The 24,829-nt window shown below is 66.7% G+C and carries 19 protein-coding genes; 8 read left to right on the top strand and 11 right to left on the bottom strand.

Annotated features, from left to right (window positions below):
• The first annotated feature begins 149 nt into the window (after nucleotides 1–149).
• Complete coding sequence (locus CXY77_RS20340; RefSeq protein ID WP_199181918.1) at nucleotides 150–1,169, top strand: SGNH hydrolase domain-containing protein; 1,020 nt, start codon at nucleotides 150–152, stop codon at nucleotides 1,167–1,169.
• On the opposite strand, the gene CXY77_RS11270 is transcribed toward CXY77_RS20340, so the two are convergent.
• Nucleotides 1,114–1,737 carry a flavin reductase family protein gene (locus tag CXY77_RS11270; protein ID WP_092339176.1) on the bottom strand — a complete coding sequence of 208 codons (624 nt, stop codon included), beginning with the start codon at nucleotides 1,735–1,737 and terminating at the stop codon, nucleotides 1,114–1,116. The two genes, CXY77_RS20340 and CXY77_RS11270, sit on opposite strands and share 56 nt — an antisense overlap.
• Nucleotides 1,738–1,820: 83 nt before the next feature.
• Here CXY77_RS11270 and CXY77_RS11275 point away from each other — a divergent pair, with 83 nt between their 5' ends.
• From CXY77_RS11275 to CXY77_RS11305, 7 genes are all read left to right on the top strand, one after another.
• On the top strand, nucleotides 1,821–2,588 hold the full coding sequence (locus tag CXY77_RS11275; RefSeq protein WP_092339174.1) for an HAD-IIB family hydrolase: 768 nt from the start codon (nucleotides 1,821–1,823) through the stop codon (nucleotides 2,586–2,588).
• 224 nt (nucleotides 2,589–2,812) lie between these two features.
• Nucleotides 2,813–3,868, top strand: coding sequence for an acyltransferase family protein (locus CXY77_RS11280; protein WP_158252819.1), 1,056 nt, complete (start codon nucleotides 2,813–2,815; stop codon nucleotides 3,866–3,868).
• On the top strand, nucleotides 3,865–4,782 hold the full coding sequence (locus CXY77_RS11285; RefSeq protein WP_104130081.1) for an alpha/beta hydrolase: 918 nt from the start codon (nucleotides 3,865–3,867) through the stop codon (nucleotides 4,780–4,782). The genes CXY77_RS11280 and CXY77_RS11285 overlap by 4 nt, the downstream gene beginning before the upstream one ends.
• Nucleotides 4,783–4,887: 105 nt before the next feature.
• The gene (locus CXY77_RS11290; protein WP_104130082.1) at nucleotides 4,888–6,363 is read left to right on the top strand and encodes a polysaccharide biosynthesis tyrosine autokinase; all 1,476 of its coding nucleotides are present in this window, start codon (nucleotides 4,888–4,890) and stop codon (nucleotides 6,361–6,363) included.
• Between the two features lie 87 nt (nucleotides 6,364–6,450).
• Nucleotides 6,451–7,437, top strand: coding sequence for a glycosyltransferase (locus CXY77_RS11295; RefSeq protein WP_199181916.1), 987 nt, complete (start codon nucleotides 6,451–6,453; stop codon nucleotides 7,435–7,437).
• A 23-nt stretch (nucleotides 7,438–7,460) separates the two neighbouring features.
• Nucleotides 7,461–8,543 carry a polysaccharide pyruvyl transferase family protein gene (locus CXY77_RS11300; RefSeq protein ID WP_104130083.1) on the top strand — a complete coding sequence of 361 codons (1,083 nt, stop codon included), beginning with the start codon at nucleotides 7,461–7,463 and terminating at the stop codon, nucleotides 8,541–8,543.
• Nucleotides 8,540–9,826, top strand: coding sequence for a glycosyltransferase family 4 protein (locus tag CXY77_RS11305; protein ID WP_104130084.1), 1,287 nt, complete (start codon nucleotides 8,540–8,542; stop codon nucleotides 9,824–9,826). Before CXY77_RS11300 ends, CXY77_RS11305 begins: the two co-directional genes overlap by 4 nt.
• On the opposite strand, the gene CXY77_RS11310 is transcribed toward CXY77_RS11305, so the two are convergent.
• The 10 genes from CXY77_RS11310 to CXY77_RS11350 form a co-directional block, all read right to left on the bottom strand.
• Nucleotides 9,821–11,734, bottom strand: a complete 1,914-nt coding sequence (locus tag CXY77_RS11310) for a right-handed parallel beta-helix repeat-containing protein (protein ID WP_104130085.1) — start codon at nucleotides 11,732–11,734, stop codon at nucleotides 9,821–9,823. The genes CXY77_RS11305 and CXY77_RS11310 overlap by 6 nt on opposite strands.
• Nucleotides 11,735–12,239: 505 nt before the next feature.
• Nucleotides 12,240–13,643, bottom strand: a complete 1,404-nt coding sequence (locus CXY77_RS11315; RefSeq protein ID WP_140425521.1) for a right-handed parallel beta-helix repeat-containing protein — start codon at nucleotides 13,641–13,643, stop codon at nucleotides 12,240–12,242.
• 549 nt (nucleotides 13,644–14,192) lie between these two features.
• Nucleotides 14,193–15,230, bottom strand: coding sequence for a glycosyltransferase (locus tag CXY77_RS11320; protein ID WP_158252820.1), 1,038 nt, complete (start codon nucleotides 15,228–15,230; stop codon nucleotides 14,193–14,195).
• Nucleotides 15,227–16,276 (bottom strand): polysaccharide pyruvyl transferase family protein, encoded by a 1,050-nt coding sequence (locus tag CXY77_RS20155; protein ID WP_158252821.1) that lies wholly within the window; start codon nucleotides 16,274–16,276, stop codon nucleotides 15,227–15,229. The genes CXY77_RS11320 and CXY77_RS20155 overlap by 4 nt, the downstream gene beginning before the upstream one ends.
• Nucleotides 16,273–17,502, bottom strand: coding sequence for a glycosyltransferase (locus tag CXY77_RS11325; RefSeq protein WP_104130088.1), 1,230 nt, complete (start codon nucleotides 17,500–17,502; stop codon nucleotides 16,273–16,275). Before CXY77_RS11325 ends, CXY77_RS20155 begins: the two co-directional genes overlap by 4 nt.
• Nucleotides 17,499–20,414 carry an oligosaccharide flippase family protein gene (locus CXY77_RS11330; RefSeq protein ID WP_104130089.1) on the bottom strand — a complete coding sequence of 972 codons (2,916 nt, stop codon included), beginning with the start codon at nucleotides 20,412–20,414 and terminating at the stop codon, nucleotides 17,499–17,501. Before CXY77_RS11330 ends, CXY77_RS11325 begins: the two co-directional genes overlap by 4 nt.
• A complete protein-coding gene (locus CXY77_RS11335) occupies nucleotides 20,411–21,451 on the bottom strand; it encodes a GDP-mannose--glycolipid 4-beta-D-mannosyltransferase (protein WP_104130134.1) in 1,041 nt (346 codons plus the stop codon). Before CXY77_RS11335 ends, CXY77_RS11330 begins: the two co-directional genes overlap by 4 nt.
• A gap of 84 nt (nucleotides 21,452–21,535) precedes the next feature.
• Entirely contained in the window at nucleotides 21,536–23,002 is a 1,467-nt protein-coding gene (locus tag CXY77_RS11340) for an O-antigen ligase (RefSeq protein ID WP_104130090.1), read from the bottom strand.
• A gap of 143 nt (nucleotides 23,003–23,145) precedes the next feature.
• A complete protein-coding gene (locus CXY77_RS11345) occupies nucleotides 23,146–23,712 on the bottom strand; it encodes a YdcF family protein (protein ID WP_092339152.1) in 567 nt (188 codons plus the stop codon).
• Complete coding sequence (locus CXY77_RS11350; protein ID WP_104130091.1) at nucleotides 23,709–24,803, bottom strand: acyltransferase family protein; 1,095 nt, start codon at nucleotides 24,801–24,803, stop codon at nucleotides 23,709–23,711. Before CXY77_RS11350 ends, CXY77_RS11345 begins: the two co-directional genes overlap by 4 nt.
• Nucleotides 24,804–24,829: the final 26 nt, after the last annotated feature.

Below are 24,829 nucleotides of genomic sequence, written 5' to 3' on the forward strand. Positions count from 1 at the left end.
ACGCCACTTCGGCATCACCCCAGCCCAAGCCTGGATCGGTGCCCTGGTCGTCGTGACCCTCGTCATCGTCTCGGTGTCGTTTATCGCTCTGAGGGGCGGAACGTCCTCCACCCCCCCCCAGGCCGACCCGGCCCCGGTCGGCGCGGACGTTGGTCCCGAAACGCCCGACGCACCGGCTACCCTCTTGGCCACGCGGCAGTCCGACATCGCCGCAGCACTGGCGTCGACCGCCTGGCCGGCGACCACCCCCCGCTTTCGGCGCCCTCGGCGACAGCTCCGGCGCCCCGGAATGGGTCGACGACAACTGCCTATCGGTCAGCGAGAAGAACGCCGCGGGGTGCGTCTACGGCGACCCTGCGGCCACCAAAACCGCAGTTCTGCTCGGGGACTCCATGGCCATCAGCTACATGCCCGCCATCCGCGCCGCCCTCGAACCGCTCGGCTACAACGTGCAGTCGCTGACCATGTTCTCCTGCCCGGCCGTCAACATCTCGGTGGCGCCCAAGAACGCCTCCGACGCCTCGGCCGCCACCTGCGACGACCACCACTCCTGGGTCTACAACGAGGTCGCGCGGCTCTCGCCCGATCTCGTGATCATGTCGAGCCTGGCCGGATCCATCGTGCGCCTGGCCAGCGGCAACGAGGGAGTCGCAGCCCTCACGGAGTGGCAGACCGCGACCGCTGACACGATCACGGCCGTGCAGGGGTCGACCGACCACGTCGCTGTGCTCTCCCCGCCGCCGGCCAGCACGCCGTTCGCCGAGTGCAAGACCCTCACGAGCGCCCCCGCCGACTGCACCTACAGCCCCTCGAGCCTCTACCAGAAGGTGGTCGCGACCGAGCAGGGAGCCTCGAAAAGTTCGGCGACTTCGCCCAGTACGTCAACGTCGTGCCGTGGCTCTGTGTCGACAACACCTGCCCGGCGTTCTTCGACGGCCAGCACTTCGTGCGCGAGGCGAGCAACCAGCTCGGCCCGCTGCTGGCGGAGGCCCTGTTCCCGCCGGCCGCCTAGTTGCCGCGGGGGGCGGCATCCGCTCGATCGGCCATTCGTGTGTGGGGGCGCTCATAAGCTGGTCGAATGCTGCACGCGCCAGCGCGAGATTCGGCAGGCCCTCAGCGCTCGCGCGGCCGAAACTCGCGCGGCCAGTCGCTCGCCCGAATGCGCTTGACCTCTTTGACCTCGCCGATGGTTCCCCACTCGTCCAGGCCGAGCCGGGACAGCGGTCGCAGCTTCTCAATGAGCGGATGCTCCCCGTCCAACACCGCAGACGACACCACCACGTGCGTCACCTCGCCGAAAACGAGAGTGCAATCACCCATCGACAGCGTGGAATGCAGACGGCACTCGATCGCCGCGGGGGACTCGGCAACCCGCATGGCGGCCACGGTCGCACTCGGCTCGCGGGTGAGCCCGGCGCGATCGAATTCGCTCTCCTCCGGCCCAAAATCGGTGCCGGTGGCGTTGACTTCCGCAAACAGCGACTCCGGCGTGAAGTTCACCACGAAATCCCCGGTCGCGAGGATATTGCGCACGGTGTCCTTTACCCCCACCGAGGTGAACTGCACGATGGGCGGCGAAACGGATGCCACGGTGAAGAACGAATGCGGCGCCAGGTTGTCGACACCCTCGGCCGAACGGCTCGACACCCACGCAATCGGCCGCGGCACCACGAGCGAGTTGAGCAGGCGGTAGAAGTCGCGGCGGGGCAGGGTCTCTGGGTCGAAGTCAGTACGCATCCGCTCAGGCTAACAACTCGCTTAGCCCGCGTGGCCGGCGCCGCGCCCGGCCGGTAACCGGCCCGCGCCGATAGAGTGGCCTGATGCCTACTCTTCCCCGCCTCGTGGCCTTCGACCTCGACGATACGCTCGCGCCGTCCAAGTCCGCGCTCGACCCGACCATGATCGACCTGCTCGTGAAGCTGCTCGGCGTCACCGAGGTCTGCATCATTTCTGGCGGCCAGTTCGGTCAGTTCCAGGCGCAGATCATCGACAACCTGCCCGAGATTAGTGCAGAGAAGCTCGCCCGGCTGCACCTCATGCCCACCTGCGGCACCCAGTACTACCGGAGCGACGCCCAAGGCTGGACCCAGGTGTACGCCGAGAATCTCAGCGACGACCAGAAGGCGCGGGCGCTCCAGGCCGTCGAGCAGACCGCCCGCGACCTCGGGTACTGGGAAAGCGACACGTGGGGTCCGATCCTCGAAGACCGCGGGTCGCAGATCACCTTCTCCGCGCTCGGCCAGGCTGCCCCGGTTGCGTCCAAAATCGCCTGGGACCCGACCGGCGAGAAGAAGAATGCCCTGCGGGAAGCCGTGCAGGCTCTGCTGCCCGACCTCGAGGTACGCTCCGGCGGGTCGACATCCGTTGATATCACCCGGCAGGGCATCGACAAGGCCTACGGCATGAAGCGTCTGGCAGACCTCACCGGGGTTACCCTCGACGACATGCTGTTCGTCGGCGATCGCCTCGACGAGAACGGAAACGACTACCCGGTCAAGGTTCTCGGCGTGGAGTGCGTTGCCGTCGAAGGCTGGCCAGACACGGCCGCCCTGCTCGATGACCTGATTCCCCGCTACGTAGCCGTCTGAACCGCCTCCTGAGGCGCTCTACGTTGAACGCCCGGCATAACTCCTGCGATTTCTGACCTCCGAAACGTACTTCCGCATGTTTCCGGGGGTGCGCCGTCGGGCCCGGCGCGAATTGCAGGAGTTATGCCGAATGGCGTGGTGTGAGGGTCGGGTTATGGGCCCGCAGCGGCCCGACAACCAAGGTCGAGATTCCATACTGAGTTTTTCTCGTGTACATTTCGCTTGTGAAAGAGATACGGGCGGAGAACCGCGAGTGGATCAACTTCGCCAAGGGCGCGGCGATCATTCTCGTCGTGCTCTACCACTCGTCGCTGTTTCTCAACGACCTCGGCCTGGCCGGCAGCACGCCGCGACTGCGCCTCGTGCTCAGCTACTTTCCGATGCCGGTGTTCTTCTTCATCGCCGGTCTCACCGCCCGGCGCATGCTCACCTGGAACTTCAAGGATCTCTGGCGTCGCCGCCTGCTCACCCTGGTCTACCTCTACCTGCTCTGGTCGGTCATCCGGGTGGTCTTCTACCTCATCGTTCCGCACCTGCGCGGCACGGAGCGATCCCCGACCGACCTGGTCAACATCGCACTCCTCCCGGTCTGGCCCACGAGCAGTTACTGGTTCATCTGGGCTCTGGCCATCTTCACCCTGCTCGCCTGGCTGCTACGTAAACTGCCGGTCCCGGCGCAAATCGGGCTCGCCGGTGCCGTGGCCGTGCTGTCGACCACGCCGGGAGTGCTCGACCTCGACAATGTCGGTTGGGACCGCGTCGCGGCCAATTTCCTCTTTTTCATCACCGCGGTCTACTTTCCTCACGCCGTCTACCGCTTGGCGGCTCGGGTGCGGGTGTGGCACGCCATCGTGCTCGTGGCCGCGTATATCGGCCTCGCCGTGCTGCTCGTGCCGCTGCACCTTTCCCGAGTTCCCGGGCTGATTTTGCTCGAAAGCGCGGTCGCCGTGGCGATGGGCGTGGCCTTGGCCACCCTGCTCGTGCGCGTGAAATGGCTGAACTTCATGAACACCCTCGGCCAATACAGCTTTCAGATCTACCTGCTGCACCTGTTCCTCGTGGCCGGCGCCCTCGCGCTGCTCGCGCCCTTCGCCGAATCACTCTGGCTCGAACGGGCCGGCAACGCCTTGCCGTTCCTGCTCGCGGCCATCGTGCTCGTCGCCTCGCTCTACCTCGCCAAGCTCCTGCGCCGGTTCTCGTTCCTCTGGGTCAGCCCGTTCCGCAAACGCCAGACCACATCGGTCTCGCGTCGGGCTCATCTGAACGGAGACCTGTTGTGAAGAAATCTGGCCTGATCGGGGCATTCGCTGTACTGCTGGCCGCTGGTCTACTGCTCAGTGGATGCTCAGCCACCCCCACCACGCCAGTCGCCGACGCGCACAGCGACTCGGTCGCGCTGCAGAACGACCTGCAATACGGTACAGCCCGTGGCCAGAAGCTACTGCTGAACGCCTGCCTGCCGAAGGGCAAGAAGAGTCCCATTGCGGCCATGATCCTCATTCACGGCGGCGGCTTCGACAGCGGCACGAAAGACTTCGGCGGCATGACCGCGCTCTGCTCAGAGCTGGCCGACGGCGGCATCGCCGCCTTCTCGGTGGACTATCGCCTGGCCCCGCGATTCGCCTACCCGGCCCAGGTGAACGATGTCACCGACGCGCTCGAATGGTTGCGGGAACCCGCCCAGGTCGCTGAGTTCGGCATCGACCCCGAACGCATCGGATTGTTCGGCAGTTCGGCTGGTGCGATCATCGCCGCCTCGATCGGTACCAACGGCACCGGCAGCCTCACCAGTGGCGACCGGGTCGCGGCGGTCGTGGCGATGTCGCCGGCGGTCGACCTCACCGAGAACGGGCTCCTGCTCGGCGACCCGTCAAAAACGGCGATCACCTCTATTCTGCAATACCTCGGCTGTTCCGACTTCACCGACTGCCCGAATTCCCGCGAGGCGTCGCCGTTGTACTCGGTGGACAAGACCGACCCGCCGTTTTACATCGCCATTTCAAAAAAAGAACTTGTTCCCGTCGAACAGGGGGAGGCCATGGCCCTCGCGCTCAAAGCGGTCGGTGTACCGGTCATTCTCGACGTGAAACCCGGTAAACGACACGCATTGGAGCTCCTCGACGAGACGACGCGCGCGAGTATTCGTCAGTTTCTGATCGACAATCTAGTTAACTCCTCGTCACGGACTGATTAAATCCTCAATACTGACGGTCCAAAAGTGAGGATTTTTATGCCAACATAGGTTTCTGTCATCGTGCACCCGAAGCACGATGCGTCGATCACGCGGGGAGAAGTGCCCATGGAACTGAAACGACTGGTTCGAATACTTAGAAAGCGATGGATTCTCATTGTTGCTTTCGTCCTGCTCGGCGTGGTCGGTGGAGCAGCAGCCGCGCTGATCACCCCCGTGCAGTACCAGGCCTCCACCCGCGTGTTCGTGGCCGCCCAGATTCAAAACGGCTCAACACCCGGTGACCTCGTGCAGGGCAACAACTTCGTCGTGCAGAAGCTGCCGTACTACCTCGACGTCGCCACGAGCCCCCGCGTGCTCGACCCGGTGATCGCAAGCCTTGGCCTCGATGAGACCGCGGTCGACCTGGCCGAGCGGGTCACGGCCACCACCCAGCCCGGCTCAGCGGTCATTGAGATCGCAGCGCTTGCGTCTACAGCGGATGCCGCCCAGCAGCTCGCGCAGGCCGTCTCGGAGAGTTTCACCGACGTCGTCATCAACCAGCTGGAGAAGCCCGCTGACGGCGGTGCCAGCCCGGTCACGGTCGGCGTGCTCGACCCCGCCGTCGCCCCCGATAACCCCGCGCTGCCTCAGCTTTACCTCAACCTCGCCGTCGGACTGCTGATCGGGCTGCTGGTCGGACTGGTCACCGCGCTCATCCTCGGGCTGCTCGACCGCCGCATCTACAACCGCGACGACATCGAACGCCTCACCGTTGTTCCCATGCTCGGCGGTATTCCGCTCGAAGCCCGCGCCAACCCGATTATCTCGCCCGACGGTGCTTCCACCGCCCGCGCTGAGGCGTTTCGGGTGTTGCGCACCAACCTCGAGTTCGCCGACGCCGACACCGGTCGTCGCAGCCTCGTCGTGACCTCCTCCGTTTCGGGCGAGGGCAAGACCACGACGCTCGTGAACCTGGCCATCGTGCTGGCCGAGAGCGGTGCGACCGTCGCCGTCATCGACGCCGATCTGCGCACGCCCCGGCTCGCCGATTACCTGGGCCTCGACGCCGATCGTGGTCTGACTGAGGTGCTCCTGGGCGACGTTCAGCTCAAGGAATCCCTGCAATCGTGGGGCGCACAGCATCCACTCACCGTTTTGTCGTCGGGCAAAATTCCCACGAACCCGAGCGAACTGCTCGGATCGACCGCCATGGGCACGGTGCTCGACGTGCTCAGCAGCAGCTACGACTACGTGCTCATCGACGCCCCGTCGGTGCTCGCGGTGACCGACGCTGCCGTGCTCAGCCGCTGGACCGGCGGCACTATTCTGGTCGTCGGCGCGAACCGGGTGCGCGAACCCGAACTGCTCGCCGCCTTCGACGCCCTCGAAGCGGTCGGCACGACGCCCCTCGGTGTCGTGTTGGCCATGGTTCCCACTCGCGGTCCCGACGCGCTCGTGCAGGGTGCCGGGTTCGCGACTACTTCCCGCCCGGCACCACGTGCCGCCACCGCGATCGACGCGGAGGCGAGCGACGCGAGTCGTTCGACCCCGCCCGACAGCGAGTCTGCCCCATCAGACACCCCTACCCGCGTCACCTGGTAAATCCACCCGTTCCATTTACGTTTGGCGCACGTTCGAAGACGCACGTTCGAAACTGTTCCGCAAAGGCGTTACCCGAAGGGAGCCTCAGTGTCCGTGCACTCGTCTTACCCGATCGATTCGTCGCCCTCCCAGCAACGAAAGCTTCTGCTCGTCGCCTCCACCGGCGGGCACCTGGCCCAGCTGGTGCGGTTGGCGCCCGGGCTGGGTGCCTCGCCCAGTTCGCTCTGGGTCACCTTTGATTCCATGCAGAGCCGGTCATTGTTGGCCGGCCAGCGGCGCATCCATGTGCCGTACGTGCGTCCGCGCGATTACCTCGGCATGATGCGCGCGGCCAGCATCGTTCGCCGTGTGCTCAAACACGAAACGTTTGAGGGGGCGGTGAGCACCGGTGCCGGTCTCGCCGTCGCGGCGCTGCCGCAGGCCGCGATCAGCGGCGTGCCGAGCCTCTACATCGAGAGCGTCTCCCGCGTCGAGGGGCCATCGCTCAGCGGACGGATGCTCGCCGCCAGCCATCTGGTCAGCGTGCGTACCCAGCATCCAGCCTGGGCCACCAACCGGTGGCGAACGCACCCGAGCGTGCTGTCCACCTACCATTCTTTGATCCGGCCAGCGCCGGAGCGCCCCAGCCTGTTCGTCACCCTCGGCACCATCGAGGGTTACCGCTTCGACTCCCTCGTCGACGCCGTGCTCGCCAGCGGCCTGGCCGATGAGCGCACCGTCTGGCAGCTCGGGTTCACCACCGACCGCACCGACCTTCCGGGCCAGGTGCACCAGATGATGCCGACTGCGCAGTTCGTCGATGCCGCCCTGACAGCCGACGTCGTGATCACCCACGCCGGTGTCGGTACCTTCATGGGACTGCTCGAAATGGGCATTTTTCCGGTGATCGTGACCCGCCGCAAGCACCGCGGTGAACACGTCGATGACCACCAGATGCAGATCGCGGAGCTCGCCGAATATCTCGGCGTCGCCAGGGCCGTTGACTCGCCCGACCTCACGGCCGACGTCATCCGCTTCGCTGCCGGCCGTGCCATCGACACCGGTGTGCGCATTCCGCTGCCCAGCGACCGATGAGCCAGGGGTCATCTCCTCAGCGGATGCTGCGCGACATCTTCGTGCCGGCCCGCGGCCAATACGACAACATCGGCGATATTCTGCTGCGCCGCCAATTGCTCGACTGGTTGCGGGCGAGCGGGCCGCTGCACGTCTATGTCGGCGAGGCACCCGACGGGTATGCCGAGGGGCTCGGCCTCGGGCCGGGCGACGTGCAGTATCGTTCGTTTCGCCGGTGGTACGCCGCGGCGCTGGCCAGTGCGGCCCGAGGCCGCGCCTCGTACGTGTTCAAACCGGGCGAGATCCAGCTGACCCTGATCGGCATGAAAGAGCACCTCGCCATGCTGCCGGTGCTCGCACTCGTGCGTGCCCGACACGGCCGCGTCGCCCGGGTCGGAGTGGGCAGCCGAAACTTCGCGCCGCTGCCGCGAGCATTGATGGGGCCATCCATCGCGCTGTCGAACGTGTCGTTGTGGCGGGACGAAGCGACGGCCGGGTATCTCGGGCAGGGCAGCATCATGCCCGACCTGGCCTTCGCCGGCAGCAGCGCTGATTCAAGCGACGCTAATGCCGGCGGTACGGCCCGCCGCGACGTGCTCGTCGTGTCAATGCGCTCCGACCTCGAGTACCCGAGCGGCGCCTGGCTCGCCGGGGTGCGTGCCGTCGCGGCCGACAACGGCCTGCAGATCTGGTGTGTCACCCAGGTGTTGCGCGATGACGACAAGTGCGGCCAACTGGCCGCCGACCTTGGCGGCGAGGAGCTGCGCTGGAACGGCACCGGGCACGACGAGCAGGAACAGCGCCTGCGCGCCCTGTATCGGCGGGCGGCGCTCACCGTGAGTGATCGACTGCACGTGCTCGTCGGCGCCCTCACCGAGGGGGCGGTTCCGGCCGCGCTCCTGGTCGACGCCAAGTCAGACAAGATCGCTCGGCATTTCGCCGCAGCCGGACTGCACGACGTGAGCATTGTCAGCGCGGGCCTGTCTGCCGCCGAGATCGCTGCCCGGCTGCAGAATCTGCTTGGCCGTCGCGTGGCTATCCTGGCTGGGCTGGCCGAGGCCCAGGACGAATTGCAGACCGTACGCCGCCTGCTGGACCAGGTGCTTACTACCGAGAGCGTGCGGTGAGTCTCGCCGAAGCGGGCGACACCGAGCCGATTAATGCCGGGCCGGACGACACCGAACCGAACGAGGCCGGGGCTGTTGCAGTCGAGCGCATCGAATCTGATCCAGGCGACACCGAGCCGATCGGCACCGAGCCGATCGCCCTGGGGCAGCCATCCGCCGCAGCGATCCCCGCCGCCCGCACCGAGATTCGCTCCGCGTCTGGCACCGAGTCCGTTCCCGGACCGACCCGTGTGCCGTTGGCTCCGGCTGCGCAGTCCGAACGCCTGCTCGCCGTGCACATCGGGCGCAGCGGCGAAGTCGCCGGCGGTATGAGTCAGGTCGTCAATGGCTATCTGGCACATTCCTTTGCTGACTTCGACCTGCGCATGGTCTCCTCGCGCGACGGCAGTGGCGGGGTGCGGGCGGCGGGGCTGGCGGCATCCGCATTCTGGAAGGTGCTGCGCCTGGCCAGGCCCGAGCGCACCGTGGTGATCGCGCACCTGTCGCAGGGCGGGTCCTTCGCGCGCGAAGGCGCGCTGCTGGCCCTGGCCCACGCGCGCGGGTTCGCCACGGTCGCTCAGCTTCACGGCAGCTCCTTCGCCGACTTTGCCGAGAAACGGCCCGGCCTGGTCGGGCGTGTCCTACGCGCGGCCGACGTGGTGCTGACCCTGTCGGCCGAGTCGCAAGTGGCTGCCGCTGAATTCGTACCCCTGGAGCGCGTCGTGCTCGTGCCGAACGCCGTCGCCGATGGGGTACGGCGCGAGATTGAACCCCTCGTGGTGTTCGGCGGTGCGGTCAGCACGCGAAAGGGCGTCGACGTGCTCGTGGCGGTCTGGCAGCGGCTTGCGCCCCAGCATCCGCTCTGGAAATTGGTCATTGCCGGCCCCATCGTCGACCAACCCGCAGTACCGCTGACCCGCGGCGAATTCGTGGGGGCGCTCAGCCATGAGGCACTGATGAAGCTGCTGGAGCGGTCGGCGATCGCCGTGTTGCCCTCCCGCGACGAGGCGATGCCCATGTTCATTCTCGAAGCCATGGCCCGGAGGAACTGTGTTGTGGCGACGCGGGTCGGCGGCGTGCCGGCCGTGCTGGCGAACGGCGTGGGCATGATCGTGGAACCCGGCGACGCCGACTCGCTCGAGGTGGCGCTTCGGCACGCGATAACGGATGCCGCCTGGCGCGCCAAAAAGGCGGATCTGGCCAGATCCGCCTTTGAGACTACCTATTCGGCGGCCGCTGTCTTTCCGCTGGTCGAGCGCAGCTGGCAGGTTGCGCTCGACCGGCGAGCAGACAGTGTGTTATGAAATGCAGGACTGGTTCGAGAAGCCGGAACCGGCGGCCGTGACGGTGTTGGAGCAGTAGACCTTGGTGCCGCTGGCACCCTTGCTGCCCTGCTCGTGAACGAAGAAGCCGTAGCCGGCAGCGCCGACCGGGGCAGTGTTGCCGAAGAAGACGTTGCGAAGTCCCCAGCCAGCGACGCTTCCGTTGACCGCGAAGCCGTGCATGGTGCTGTTCTTGCCGGTGTTGTTGTAGATGCTCCAGTCGTTGCCCTTGACCTTGACCCATTCCTCGGCGCGGGGCATGGCGTTGGCACCGTCGATGACGTTGTCGCGGATGATGCCGTTCGACGTGCCTTCCTTGACCTCGATCGGCTGGGCGCCCGTCAGGCTGATGTCGTTGGCCATGAGCAGGGTGCGGTCGGTGTTGTCGGGCTGGCAGTTGGTCTGAGCGCACCAGTTGGCGTCTGAGGTTCCGATGTAGATGCCCTCGCCGTAGAACGGGTCGCGCTTTCCGGTGTTCTTGATGGTGTTGCCGACGATGGTGTTGTCGGTGCTGAAGGCGCGAACGTGAATGCCCTCATAGCCGATGTTGTCGACGAGAGTGTCGGCAACGGTGACGTGGTTGCTGCGGATCACGCTGATGCCCTTGAGGCTGTTGGTGACGGTCATGCCGGCTACCACGAGGTTGGACGAGTTGGTGATCTGAATGCCGTGGTTGTCCTGGATACTGCCGACGTTGATCACGGCGCTGCGCGGTCCGCAGACCCAGATCGGGTTGGAAGCGGTTCCATTGACGGTCATGTTGATCTGCTCGTTGTAGGTGCCGGGGGCCAGCTTGATGACGGTTCCGGGCTGGGCCTGGGCGAGCGCGGCCATGAGTTCCCTGGCCGTGGCCACGTTCACAGTGGCAGCGGGGCAGTCAGCGTAGCGGTGGGTGCTGATCGGAGCCGGGGTCGGCGCGGTGCTCGGCACGGCCGACACGATGAACGCGTCGACGATGCTGCTGGTACCGGTGGAGCGGGCATCCTTCTGGCCGGTGCGGGTCACCGTGATGGTGTGGGTTCCTGTCGAGAGGCTCGTGGTGCTGAACGCATTCTGCTTGTAGGCCGTGGTCGCCGAGTAACCGTTGACCGTGGCAACGGTCTGGCCGTCGATCGCGATGGTGCTCGTACCCGAGCTGCTGGTCAGACGGGTGATGAAGGCAACGCTGGTGCCCTGAAAGGTGAACGCGGCGCTGCCTGAGGTCGTGGTGAACTGCACTCCGCCGCCCGAGTCATTGGCCGAGCCGGAGGTGCGCCAGGTACCGGCATACGAGACCGATGCCGAGGCGCTGTCGAAGGTGGTCGAGCCGGCCGGGGCCTGTACCGGAGCCGTGGTAGCAACCGGAGTCGGGGTGGGCTCAGGGGCCGGTGTCGTCGTCGTGCCTGCCGGGGCCAGGGTGACGAAGGCGTCGACGATGCTGCTGGTTCCGGTGGAACGGGCATCCTTCTGGCCGGTGCGGCTCACCTTGATGGTGTGCGTTCCGCTGGAGAGGTTCGAGGTGCTGAACAGGCTCTGCTGGTACTTCGTCGAGGCTGAGTAGCCGTTGACCGTGGCGACGACCTTGCCGTCGATGGCGATGTCACTGGTGCCTGAGCTGCTGGTCATACGTGTCACGTAGGCCACGGTTGACCCGGTGAAGGTGAGCGAGGCGCTCGACGTGGCCCCGGCGTACTTGATCGATGCGCCGTGGTCGGACGGCGAGCCCGTCGTGAGCCAGGTGCCGGAGTACTTGACCTGCGAGGAGCTACTGTCGACCACCGTGGTGCCGGCGGGCGCAGTGGCGGCGGAGGCTGAGGCGACGCCGACGGGGATCATCGCGGTGAGGGGAACCAGCGCGGCGATGGCGACGGCGGCGATGATGGCGCGGCGTGAGATGCGGGGGAACAGCATTGTGGACCTTCCGGAAATTCATGGACAGTTGGTGGCGTCCGTGAACCCGGGGGATTACGACGCACATGATCTTCGTGAACTTCGGCTTCGCGCTGCCGTGATCACTTTTTGTCAATTAGCGTCTGAACTGCTGCGCGTTACCCGTGTGTAAATGGGTTTGTGGGCGCAATCTGAGCGGATGCCGCGCCTCGCCTCGCGCGAGCGCGCGCGGGAGGGCTTCGGGGTGCTCCCGTGTGGCCGGATGGCCGAAACTGAAAAGACCTCGACGATTTCGCCCTGATCAGTGCTATTGCCCATTGTGGGCTATGCCCCGCAAACGGGGGCGTGTCCTGCGGGCCTCCGAGCGGGGTAGCCGCGGCGTGGCATCCGTCATTCCTGTGAAAGCGCCTAGAGAAAATCTGAAACTGTTGAGTCTTTTGTCAACCTCGAAAATCGTGAAGCTGAGCGCGCGACAAACGGCCCTCAACGCGCTCCCTGAGCGCATTGAGGGCCGTGAGAATTTCGGCTATCGAGTGCAGGCGATGTTGGAGAGGCCTTCGCCAGCGCGGGTGACCGAGTTCGAGCACGACACGTCGGTGTCGCTCGACCCCTTACGGCCCTTCTCGTGGATGAAGAAGGCAAAGCCGCCGGCGTTCACCGCCCCGGAGTTGCCGGTGAAGGTGTTGCGCAAGCCCCAGCCATCGACACTGCCGTTGACTGCGAATCCGTGCAGCGGGCTGTTGGAGCCCCGGTTGCCATCGATGGTCCAGTCGTTGCCCTTGACCTTGACCCACTCTTCGGCATCGCTCATGGCATTGGCGCCGTCGATCACGTTGTCGCGAATGACGCCGTCTGACGTGCCCTCCTTGACCTCGATCGGCTGGGCGCCGGTGAGGCTGATGCGGTTGGACAGCACCCGGGTGCCGTCGGTTCGATCGGGCTTACAGTTGGTCTGGGCGCACCAGTTGTTCTCCGAGGTGCCGATGTAGATGCCCTCGCCGAAGGATGCGTCGCGCTTACCGGTGTTCGAAATGGTGTTGCCGACGACCGTGCTGTCGGTCGTGAAAGCGCGCAGGTGGATGCCCTCATAGCCGATGTGGTCGATGCGGGTGTCGGCGATGGTCACGTTCGTGCCGCTGATTACGCTGATGCCCTTGAGGCTGTTGGTCACGGTCATGCCCGCGATCACGAGGTTGGAGGAGTTCTTGACCTGGATACCGTGGTTGTCCTGGATGCCGCCAACGTTGATCACGGCGTCGCGCGAGCCGCAGACCCAGATCGGGTTGGAGGCGGTGCCGTTGGCGTGCATGTCGATCTGGCCTCTGTAGGTACCGGGGGCCATCCTGATGACGGTGCCGGGCCGTGCGCGGTCGACGGCCGCCATGAGCTCGTCGGCGGTGTGCACCGTCGTCGTCGCGGCGGGGCAGTCGGCATAGCGGTGCACTCCGGTCGACGGCGCGAGCGCGGGGACGGGCGCGGGTTCCGGAGCCGGGGCCACGCTGGTCGTGGCGTTCACGACGAAGGCGTCGACGATGCTGTTGGTGCCGCTCGAGCGGGCATCCTTTTTGCCGGTTCGACTGATCTTGATGGTGTGGCTGCCGCTCGACAGGGTGGTCGTGCTGAACGCGGTCTTCTGGTGCACTGTTCTCGCGGAGTACGCATTCACCGTGGCGACGACCTTGCCATCGATCGACACGGTACTCTTGCCCGAGCTCGTGGTGGTGCGGGTGATGAAGGCCACGCTGGTTCCCGTGAACGTCATCGACGCGCTGCCCGCACTGAACTGAAACCGCACGGAGCCACCCCGGTCGGCGGCATCGCGGGTGCTGCGCCAGGAGCCGGTGTAGGTGATCTTGGCCGAGGAACTGTCGATAACAGTTCGGGCCGGTCCGGCGGCGGCGGCCTCGATGCCCGGGATGGGGGCGGTCATCGGGACCAGAATAGCCACGGCGACCGCAGTGAAGGCGGCGACAATAGTCAGAGCGTGGCGAGTGGATGCGCGCGGGCGGGGGAGTGTGCGGGAAGTCGGCGTGCGGTCAGCCGGTTTGCGTTGGGGGTGGTTGCGGAACAGGTGCACGGTGGAGTCCTCCGGAGAGTCAGGGTCGCGAATGGACAGCTGGTGCGCGAGCGGCGCGGATGCTGGCAGAGCCGTATCGCAGGGCAGGAGCGGGTGAATTCTCGCCCGAGAATCGGTTCGTCGATCTCTACGATTCGGTCAGGTTGGAGATATTCCGGTGATCTGTAGCGGGCGAGTCTTTCGACGGTTCGCTTCGTGCCGGATGCTGGCCGGGTCGTTGGGGTGCGATGCGTATTCAGCGTTCTAAGACCGAGATCGTAGGGGACTATTCGGATTGAACTGTGGTCCCGAGCCTATCGAGAGCCAAAGTCGAATCCGTTTCACTTTCCTGTGAAAACGCCCAGAATGGCGCCTCTCCGCGTGACGTCTCTGCGCAGCTCGCCCGCTGCAGCCTCCACAGGCTCAGCGCTCACCCTGCTCGGCGGCCAGGCGCAGCACCCGGCGGTGCAGCGGCACGCTCACCTTCGCCGAGCCGGCCAGTGCGAGGCGCTTCCAATCGCCACGACGCGCGGCGAGCAGCACGAGGCGCCAGGTGAGCCGGGAACGCAACTCGGCAACAATCTCGTCACGTTCCTCGGCATCGTACGGGCCGCTCAGGGCGTCTTTCAGCCCGGAGAGCAGAATGTAGCGCAGCCGAAAGTAGCCGTACGAGTTCGATCCGATGATGCGGGTATCGAGGGTGATCGCCGCCGTGGTGACGGCCTGCTCCACCAGCAGCAGCGACTCAGCCCGGCGCGACCCCGAGCGGATGATCGACCCACCGCGCACGACATAGGAATACAGCACATCACGGATGACGGCCACACGATCGGCCGCGGCGAGCAGTTGGGCCACCATCGCCAGGTCGGAGTGCACCCGGGCCGGGGTGAACTCGATCTCACGGGTGAGCTCCCTGCGGAACAGCTTGTTCCACAGGTGTCCGCTGATCTCGCCGTCGAGCAGCATTCCGAAAGCCTCGGCGCCGGTGATCGGACCGTTCAGCAGGGGCGCAGCCAACGGGCGCCGCTGGCCGGGATAGACATATTCGGCGCCGCAGACGATCACGTCGGCGCCGGTCGACCGCGCCGCCGCCACGAGTTTCTCGAGCGCCGACACCGCCCAGTCGTCATCACAATCGACGAACCACAGAAATTCGCCGCGGCTCTCAGCCACCGCGCGGGCCCGGGCGCGGGCGACTCCGCCGTTCTGCTCCTGTCGAAAATACGAAACGCTGGCGTGGGCGGCTGCAGCCCGCGCGCCGATCTGGGCCGTCGCATCCGTTGAGCCGTCGTCGACCACGATGATCTCGACCGACCCGGCGGCGGAAACGGTGAGCGTCTGCTGCAGCAGGTTCTTGATGGCGTCTTGAAGAAATTCCTCCGCGTTGTAGGCCGGAACAATGACGCTCACGACCGGATGCGCGACCGCCTCTGACCGCCCGGCGGCGTGCGCCCCATTCACGCGGTGAGCTTTCGAATGGTGTCGGTCAGCTCCCGCAGAGAAGCGCGGGCCTCCACGACGTGGCGCAGGATCGGCTCCCGGCGGCTGATCACGTCGCGGGCGCGGCGCTCGAGCGCTGCCGGGTCGGGCAGCGTCCAGCCGATCGTGGCGCCCTTGATGCCGACCGCGTCGAGGGTGCGGGCCGCCTTCGACGGCCCAGCGTCAGCGATCACGAGCGGCAGCGCGCCCTCGGTGAGTCCGATCACGGCGGCGTGCAGCCGGTCACTCACCACGAGCAGCGACCGCTGGTACACCTCGCGCAGGCGAAGCTCCTGTGTTGCATGGTCCGGGCCGTCCCAGACCAGGGCCGTGCCGCCGAGTGAGACCGCGAGTTCTTCGGCGAGTGGCCCGTCGCGTTCAATCTGCGACACGGTGACGATCTCGAGCCCGAGAGTGTCGGCCAGACCGCGGAGCGCCGCGAGCCAGGCCGCGTCGGGGCGTCGCCCGTTGTAGCGCACCGAGACTGCGAGCAGCGGGCGATCCGCGGTGGACGCGATCAGGTCGGCATCCGCTGCTCCCGTGGCGAAGGCCCAGTCGGGAGCGATACGGCCGAGCCCCATCGCGGAACGGCTGTAGGCGTCGCGCCAGGCCACCAGGTCGCACAGGCGCAGGGTAGCCGCTACCGGAATGCGCCAGCCGGTCTTCTGCCGCACGCCGAACCCGGCGTGCACGGCATGGCCGCCGCGCAGCCGGTTGAGCGCCAGGTGTGGCGCCAACCGCAGATAGCGCAGCGCGTAGGCGCGCTGCAGCTCAATTTCGCCGGAGTTGAAGGCATACACGGATGCCTCCCGCAGCGTCGACCGCGAAATCTCTCGTCGCCACTCGGCGCTGGTGCGGTAGACCCGGTCTTCGTCGTGCAGGCCGAGCCCACTCAGATAGGCATCCGATCGGGCGCCCACGAACACCTGCAGTTCGCCGGCCCCGCGCAGCGCCTCGAGAAAGGCCCGCCGCAACACGGTGTCGCCGACATTGTCGATCTGGCCCATGGCCGAGGCGAAGATTCTCATGTGCGCTCCACAACCCGCAGCAGCACTCGTTCCAGGTCGGAGCCGCTGGCTTCCTCCGAGAATCGGGCCAGCCAGGGTTCGATGTTGTCGAGCGGCAGCTCGGCTGCCCGCAGGATGGCGTCGGCGAGGTCAACCGGATGAGCGGACAGCGCGAGTTCCCCCGTGATACCGGGCACAATCGCATCCGCTACCCCGAGTGCCCCCGACACGGCGACCGCCGGATAGCCGGCCGCCGCGGCCTCCACGAGCACATTGCCGAAGCCTTCCCGGCTCGAGGTGAGCAGGGCCACCGCGTTGTCGCCGAAGTGGTCGAACCAGTTCTCGACCCAGCCGCGGTGGTGAAAGACCACGTGCTCCTGTCGGGCCGCGGCCTGCACGTCGTCGAGCAGCGGGCCGCCGCCGAAGGAGACGACCTCGACGGCCACGCCGCGACGGGCGAGCTCCGCTGCGGCCGCGATGGCGAGCAGCGGACGCTTCTGCGCCACCAGCCGGCAGGCCAGCACGATTTGAATGCCATTGGCCGACCCCGGCCGCCGTTCGGATCGCTCCAGGATGGTCGTGCCGCCCGCTTCGGCCGGAGCGGTACCGTCACCACTCACCTCGACCCGCGCCGCGGTCGTACCCGGCCCGCGCGGGGTTCCGCGCAGCTTCGCGGTCGCCGGGTTGGCGACGACGGTGATGCGGTCGCCGCGCACCCCGAAAGCCGCGACCATTTCCGCGGCGACCGGATGTGAGATGGCGATCACGTGGTCGGCCCACCGATACAGGCGCTTGGCGAACCAGATCTTCACCCGGTGGGCGAGGCCCGAACCGGGCAGTCCGAGCGACACCAGGTTGCGCTCGCTCACCAGCACGCGCGGCCGCAGTCGCACCGGAATCAGGCGGGCTGTCGTCAGCAGCACCAGATTGGGGTGCGCCTGCAGGGATATCGCCACGTCGGGCTGCCAGTCGAGCAGGCGGCGGCGCAGCGCGGAGGCTTTCCGCACATGGCCGTGCTGGGCAGAGAGAGAAATGGCTTCAACCCCGTCAGGCAGGTACTCCGGCTTCACCTCGGCGGCGGTGAGCACGACGCTCACCTCGTAGCCCTGGTCGGCGAGCCAGCCCATCCAGGTGCGGGCCACGAATTCTGCCCCGCCACCGTGCAGTGACGGAATAACAAAGAGGATGCGTCGCAGGGCTGGGTGCCCGCGCTCATAGTCGGGCGGGGGCGGTGAGGAGAGTGTCATGCGGGGCCTTGTCTGTGGGGAGTCGGGCTCGGGGCCGTCAGGGCAGGGGAATGGGAACGCGTTGCACTCGGCAATCCCGAGAAGTTCAGAGCGGCCAGGCGCTGCACCTCGGGCAGCCGCGCGGCAAGCCGATCGCGATAGCTCTCTCGCTCGGCCAACACGGCCAGGGCCACCGGGATCATGCGCTCGGCTAGGCCGACGCCCGGTTCGACGCACAGTTCCTGCGTGTCAAAGAGCCGCATCATGCCGGCGACCTTGCCCTGGGTTGACAAGGCAACGGCGGGCACCTCGTGGAACATGGCCTGCACGGCCAGGTGCATGCGACCGGTCAGTACGATGTCGGCGCCGGCGCACAGCCCGCGCACTTCGGCCGGGCTGAGCAGCCGGTTCACCAGGACCACTCCGGAATCCGTCAGCCCGCCAGAGGCGGCCAGCCGGTCGAACACGGCTCGGCAGGCGGCCGCGTCGTCACCGCTGGTGCGCACGACGTGCGGCAGTAACACCACGCGGAGCCCCGCCTCCAGCAGTGCGGTGACGATTCGGGCGTACTCCGTGGTCTGGTCGAAGCTGCGGCCAACCAGCGCGCTCGCGTTGACCACGGCGTACCGGGCCGGTGTGGCCCCGAGATATTCCGTCACCGCCAGGCTACAACTGGTGCGGGCGGCGAACACGGCGTCGGCGACATCCACCACGTTCTCGAAGCGATCGGTGCGGGCGCGCTCGCTGGATACCGGGTCGCGCAGCTGCAACCGCGTGCCCATCCGGCCGGCCCGGGCGAGCGACCGGCGCACTCCCACATTGGCGTGGCCGTTCCAGCTGAAGCCGAGAATGCGCGCTTCGACGCCGATGCTGCGGGCCAGGCTGGCAACATCCGCTCGCCGGGAGGAGGCGCGCACGCTGTAGGCGCCGTCCATGATATCGGCGCCGATCACGGTCAGCGACCGGGCTCCGTCGAGTACCGGAGCCAGCAGGGCCATAGCCTGGCGGTGTACCCGCCCGGTACCGTAGATCAGGTGCGGAATCGGTACGAGGTGCGCCCGCGAGGCATGCTGCGTGGGAATCCGCACGTCCGCCGGCCGGCGCACGAGCACCTGCACCGGTCCCTCCACGTTTTCAAGAAAAGCTTCGACCATGGCCTGGTCGCCGATATTGCCTTCGCCGGGCGGTGCGACGAGAACATGCCACCGCTGGGCGCGCAGATCGAACAAGCGCAGCTGGTTGGTCGCGTGTTGCAGCGCAGCGCGGTCGCGCAGATACGGCAGAGCGGATGCCGCGGCCAGGCCGTGCACGACCCGGTCCAACCGGCGGATGATGCGCATCCGGGTGCGGCCGGCCGTGCGGGTCCGCGCCGGGATGCGGGCGGGGGACAGCTGGTCGGTGTCGATATCAACGCTGGGGCTGCCCGATTTCGACGCCTTCGCGGAGCGCAGAAAGTTGCGGGCCTGGGTGATCGAGCGCACATCGCGGCGAAAAATCGGCCAGATCAGCATGACCAGGCCGATCGCGGCGAGCAGCGCGACTCCGCCGAGGGCGACGCGCGCGAATGGAAGCTCGATCGGAATCCACTGCACGGCGGCCCAGCTGACGCCGGTGGCGAAACCGTAACCGAGAATGGCGCGCACGCCAGCCAGGAACATGGCGCGCGCCGGCGCATCCGTTACCCGGCTGATCCTCCAGAGGCCGATCGGCCAGATCAGCGCGACGCCGATCGAGTACCCGGCGGCGACGCCGTAGACGCCCCAGAGCGAACCGACCAGCACGAAGGCCACCAGCAACGGCCGAGTGGTGAGGGCGAAATACAGGTTCTGCTTGGTGGCATCCTTCGACAGGAACACCCAATAGGTGGCGTAGGCGGCGGCTTCGAAGAATCCGGCTATGGCGAGAATCTGAAAGATCGGTGCGGAACCCAGCCACCGGCTGCCGAGCGCGATGCTGATGATCGGCAGGGCCTGGGCGCAGGAGAAGGCGAGCACGATGGTGACCGCGTGCAGCATGATCGTCTGCCCGAGCAGAATGAACCGGTCGTACTTGGGCGGGTCGTCCTGCAGCCGGGCCAGCACCGGCAGGGCCACCCGGGTGGACGGACCGTTGATCTGGTTGAGCGGCAGCAGCAGCAGCTGGAACGCCCGGTTGTACAGGCCGAGCGGGCCGGCACCGAGGGTGGCACCGATCACGATCGTGTCGGTGTTGCGACTGGCGTAGCCGAGCAGCTGGGTACCGGCCAGGTTCGACCCGAACACGATCAGGTGGCGCATGGGCGCGGCGCGGTGATACCAGCCGGGAAACCAGGTGGTGACCGGAATGAGAATGATGATGGTGAGAATGCCCTGGCTGATCTGCTGCCCGGCGAGAGCCCAGTAGCCGAAGCCGTTCAGGGCCATCACGATACCGACGAAGAGGCCGCCGACCTGCGCGCCGATCTCCGACCCGGCCAGGGCCACGAAGTGAAAGTTGCGGTTGAGGTCCGCGCGAAACTGGGTGGCCAGGCCGTTGAGCAGAAACGTTCCGGCGAGCACCTGGGTGAGCAGCACGAGCCGGTCGTCGCCGTACAGGGTGGCGATGAGCGGGCTGAACAGTACCGCGAGCAGCATGAGCGCGAACCCGATCAGGCTATTGATCCAGAACAGGTTGTCTTTCTGGTGCCGGCTGAGGTCGCGCACCTGAATGGCGGCCGACGACAGCCCGAAGTTGCGCAGTACCTCGCCGACGCCGATGATGGCAGCGACCGAGGCGACGAGGCCGTAGTCGCTCGGGTCGAGCAGTCGGCCGAGCACGACGATGCCGCCGAGCTGCACGCCGATGCGAATGAGCTGGCCGACCAGGGTGGTCGATGCTCCGCGCCCCGCGGTGCGGCCAAGTCCGGCGGTCGAGCGGGGCTTCTCGGGGGTTCCCGGCTGAATCGTGGCGGTCAACGGATGCTCCGCCCGGCAGCCACGGTGCGACCGGTCAGCTGCAGGGCCCGCAGGTAGGTGTGATAGCTCTGCAGGCCGAGCGTTTTCCAGTCGCGCCCGGAGAGCTGCGGGCGCGGTCGCGGGCCGGCCGCGCGCATCCGCTCGAGGGTGCCGAGCAGGATCTCCGGAGTGAGGTCGCCCTCGTAGAGGTAGATCCAGTCGGGGCCGACCTCCTCGGACAGCGCCCGGTTCGAGGGTGTCGACGGCACGAGCACCGGTCGATCGAGCGACAGTGCCACGAGCAGCACCCCGGAGTTGTGCATTTCGCGGTAGGGCAGCACGACCAGTTCGGCCCCGCCGACCTCGATCACCAATTCCTCGTCGGAGACGAAACGCAGCACGGAGCTGATCCGCGCATCGCGGGCGGTTTCGGTGCTGATGATCTCACCCAGCCCGCTCGACGGCCGGCCCACAATGCGCAGCGTCAGGTCGGGCCGAGGTAACGCCCGGAACACCTGCAGCAGCGTTTCGACACCCTTGTACGGGCGGATCAAACCGAAATAGAGGATGCGCCCCGTCACCGAGTCTGGCCGCGGCATGCCGCTGAAACGGTCGCGATAGTGGCCGTGCAAAATGGTGACCGCCCGGGACTCGGGCTCGACCGGTGTGGTGGGGTTGAGCCGGATTACGAGGGCCGTGCGAGCGTCGAGCGCGTCCAGCGCGCGAGTTTCGGCATCGTGACCGGCCGCCTCGTGCGGGGTCATGTTGTGCGCGGTGCGCACGATCGGAATGCGCTGCAGCTTGGCGCGCAGCAGCAGGGCGTACAGCGCACCGCGGCGCAGCCGGGCCTTCAGCGGCCTCGGCGCGCGGATGAGCAGCTCCGGCCAGTGCACGTGAAAGACGTCATAGCGGCCGAGCAGCGCGGTGCGCCAGGAGAAGAATCGCATGGTCACCGCATCGGGAGCGCCCTCGACGACCTGGTTGACGTACCGGGTGGTGCCGTCGGGCGGACTCAGCGATTGTAAAACTGTCAGGTGTCCATTAAATGCTGTCATCATGCCCATTCCCCTTACGGGCCGGTGAAACGGATCGGCTAAACAGAGCGGCTAAACGGATCAACTCAAACGTGAGAATCTGTCGGTTTAGCGTAGCGTGCAGGGAGCTCCTGCGTCAGAGTCGTGCATACCCCCGTTTGGGGCACCAGATGCCCGCCGCGCAGTGGGTGCGCGGCCGGATTCGAGCGGGCCGGCGGCATCCGCTCTGCTGGGATTCAGCGCCAGAATCAGCAGCAGGCCTAGCAATAGGTGCATCGGGCGCAGTGCGTCGATCGCGTTGAAGCCGGCGATGCACACCGTGTACGCCGCCAGGGCGGCGGCAGCGCCGACCGCCCTGCGGGACAGAGCGTGGGCAATGGCCGAGCCGATCATGAGCAGGAACAGCGCCAGGCCGGGCAGGCCGATACTGATGAGCAGCTGCAGCAGCGAGTTCTCGATGGTGACCTCGTTGAACAGGCGCCCGGTGATGCCGGACGTGCCAGGGCCCGACCCGATCCAGCCGGTGAGATTCGCGGCCTGTACCGACACCCACACGCCGAGGTCGCGGGCCTGCGAAGAGAGCTCGGCTTCGACGGAGTTGTTGCGAGCGGTGAAGGCATCGAACTGGAACAATCCCACCACGGCAATGACAAAGAGCCCGGCCAGCAGGGCGAATTTGCCCCAGCGCTTTTCGCCGCGCAGCACGAGCGATACCGCGTAGGCGAAACCGATGGCGATGGCAGCGGCGAGAATCGCCCCGCGCGAGACGGTGGTGACCAGGCCGAGGCTACTGAAGACGGCCGCGGCGAGCGCGAGCTTGGAGTTCTCCCGCAGCCAGATGCCAATGGCCAAGACGCAGGCGACGGCAAAAAACAGGGCCGCGAAGAGCGGATGCCCGAATGACGCGTCGGCCCGATACACCGACCAGTGCTGATGGTCGGTCAGCCCGAGCGCCGAGAACAGGGTGCCCCAAATCGGGTTGAAACGCAGAACCCCTTCGACGACCGCGTAGGCACCGAGCCAGGCTCCGAGCAGCAGCCAGGTGCGGCGAATCCAGTACGCCTCTCGGGTGCTGGTGCCGATGCATAGCGGCAGCAGAACGGCAGCGCTGAAGCTGATCATCCAACCCAGGCTCGCCTGCAGGTCGGTGGTGCGCGCGAGGGTGAACAGTGTCCAGACCAGAAACAGCAGGGCGAAGTAGCGGGTGGCCGACCGGAAGGGGGCCGGCGGGGTCGCGGGGCTGGCATCCGTTTTCGTTGGCAGCAGGCGTCGCAGGGCCCAGATGACGATGATCATGGTGGTCAGCGGCAGGGCGCCGATCGGGCCGTCCTGCGGCAGGATGCGCGCCGGAATCAGCGCGAAGGTGACGAGCGCGACGGCCGGCAGGATGTGCGCCGGCAGCAGGAACAGGGTGACGACGGCGGCAAAGGCGAGAAGGGTGAGTGGAATCAGAATGATGCCCACTGTGGTGATGAATCGGGGCAGCACGACGCTGGACACAATGACGAACAGTGCGGCGAGCACGACCAGAACGACCGGCGTGCTCCTCAATCGGCGCAGGGTGGAATCGAACATCGGCCGCCTCGGGTAGTAGTGGCGCAGTGTTGGCGCAGTGAATAGTTCGGGTATTGCGCAGCACTATTGGTGCGAATAGCCGCAACGATAACACGTGAATTTTCCTCAGCACCAGCGCAATGGTGTGAAAATCGGTATTTGGGTCAACATGACGGCGTGAACTGCGCCTTCAGAAATCCGGCGCTCTGGTAGACGAACTGGTAGGCCCATTTGCCGGGATCCATCGGCTGTGCGGCGCCGATCACCGCGAGTTCCCCCGCGTAGCACCGGCTGATCTGCACCCGGGCCCGGCTCACGTGGTAGCTCGAGGTGACCACGATCACCCGGTTCCAGCCGCGTTCGGTCGCAAACGCCGCGATGGCCTCGGCCTCACCGCGGGTCGTTGTGGGGTGTGGATCGAAACACTCCACGGTAATCGCCGTGCCCGGTACCGGCACCGCTCGCGCACACAGATTCGCCGGTCGGGTATCACCGCCGAACGCGTCGGAGATGAAGATCTTTCCGCTGTAGCCGGCCTGGGCGAGGTGCACGGCCTTCGCCACCACGGCGGCGCTGCCGAGTCCGCCGAGCACGACGATAGCGTCGGCGGCGACCGGTTGGTCCTCGCGCGGAAACATGACCGTTCGCGTGGTGATGGCCAGGAAGCCCACGGTCAGCAGCACGAGGCCGGTGAGCACGATCAGCGCGCGCTGCCGACGGGGGTGCCTCACTCGCTGCGCGGCAGCATCCGCTCTGCTGGTCGGGATTTCACCGCCGCGACCGGCGGGCGACCGGAGAACCAGGTCGGCACGGCGAATCCGTAGCGCAGCACCGGCAGGTCGCGCACCAGGCGCCAGAACAACAGCGAGGCAGCGACGGCGCCTCCGGCGACGATCAGGGGCAGCACCGGGGCGAGGCGGTCGAGCCAGGCCTGGCCGCGCGCGAGCAGCAGCAGGCTGGTGATGGCGGAGACGAAAAGAACGTGCACCACGTAGATCGGCAGGGTGTTGCGGCCCACATAGGTCAGCCAGGTGAACGCGCGAAAGCCCACCAGAAACCGGGCCAGGAGCAGGCCGGCGCCGAGGGCGGCGAGGCTCACCAGCACGAGGCTGCCTGTGATGAACGGCACCCGGGCGTCGACGGTGAGAATCACTCCGGCCAGCACGAGGAAGCCCGCACCGAAACCGAGCCCCAGCCCGAGAGCGCCGAACCGGCTGGGCCGGTTCACGAAGGCCAGGATCCATTCGCGCAGGTAGCAGCCGAGCAGAAAGAACACGAAGTAGCGGCCGATTCCGTTCCAGGCGATGTTGCCGGTGTCCGCGCGCGCGAAGAACAACACCGACAACAAGGCGGCAACACCGATCTGCACCCGCCAGTCGACGCGATTGAGCATCAGTTTCGCGGCCACGAAGAACAACGCGAGGGCGTAGAGAAACCAGAGGCCATTGCTCGGGCGCACGGGGGCGAGCAGCAGGTCGATCGGGTTGGTCTCATCGAAGCCCGCGGGGTTCGGCAGCAGCGAGAAATACGCGAAACGGATGACCGTCCACAGCAGCAGCGCCCACACCAGCAGGCTCAGCCGGGTGCGCCAGAGCGCCGGCCAGGTGCGTTTGATGATGGAGCCGGCAAACAGCCCGGAGGCGAGAAAGAACAGCGGCATGCGAAACACGATGAACACCAGGTTGATCTTGTTCCACAGCTCCGGGGCGAGGCCGGAGAGAACCGTCCACTGCACGGCGTGCGCGAGGGCCACGAGCAGAATGGCAATGCCTTTGGCACCGTCGACCCAGTCGACCCGGGTGCGATCGATTGTGCTGGCCACAAGTGCCTCCCTGCTAGACCGTCCGG

Source organism: Cryobacterium sp. N21, assembly GCF_002929575.1.
Taxonomy (GTDB): domain Bacteria; phylum Actinomycetota; class Actinomycetes; order Actinomycetales; family Microbacteriaceae; genus Cryobacterium; species Cryobacterium flavum.

Coding starts and splice junctions, on each gene's coding strand:
- CXY77_RS20155 (WP_158252821.1), bottom strand. CDS start 16,276: ATGAGAATCTTCGCCTCGGCCATGGGCCAGATCGACAATGTCGGCGAC.
- CXY77_RS11315 (WP_140425521.1), bottom strand. CDS start 13,643: ATGACCGCCCCCATCCCGGGCATCGAGGCCGCCGCCGCCGGACCGGCC.
- CXY77_RS11300 (WP_104130083.1), top strand. CDS start 7,461: ATGCTGCGCGACATCTTCGTGCCGGCCCGCGGCCAATACGACAACATC.
- CXY77_RS11310 (WP_104130085.1), bottom strand. CDS start 11,734: ATGCTGTTCCCCCGCATCTCACGCCGCGCCATCATCGCCGCCGTCGCC.
- CXY77_RS11340 (WP_104130090.1), bottom strand. CDS start 23,002: ATGTTCGATTCCACCCTGCGCCGATTGAGGAGCACGCCGGTCGTTCTG.
- CXY77_RS11325 (WP_104130088.1), bottom strand. CDS start 17,502: ATGACACTCTCCTCACCGCCCCCGCCCGACTATGAGCGCGGGCACCCA.
- CXY77_RS11290 (WP_104130082.1), top strand. CDS start 4,888: ATGGAACTGAAACGACTGGTTCGAATACTTAGAAAGCGATGGATTCTC.
- CXY77_RS11335 (WP_104130134.1), bottom strand. CDS start 21,451: ATGATGACAGCATTTAATGGACACCTGACAGTTTTACAATCGCTGAGT.
- CXY77_RS11270 (WP_092339176.1), bottom strand. CDS start 1,737: ATGCGTACTGACTTCGACCCAGAGACCCTGCCCCGCCGCGACTTCTAC.
- CXY77_RS11275 (WP_092339174.1), top strand. CDS start 1,821: ATGCCTACTCTTCCCCGCCTCGTGGCCTTCGACCTCGACGATACGCTC.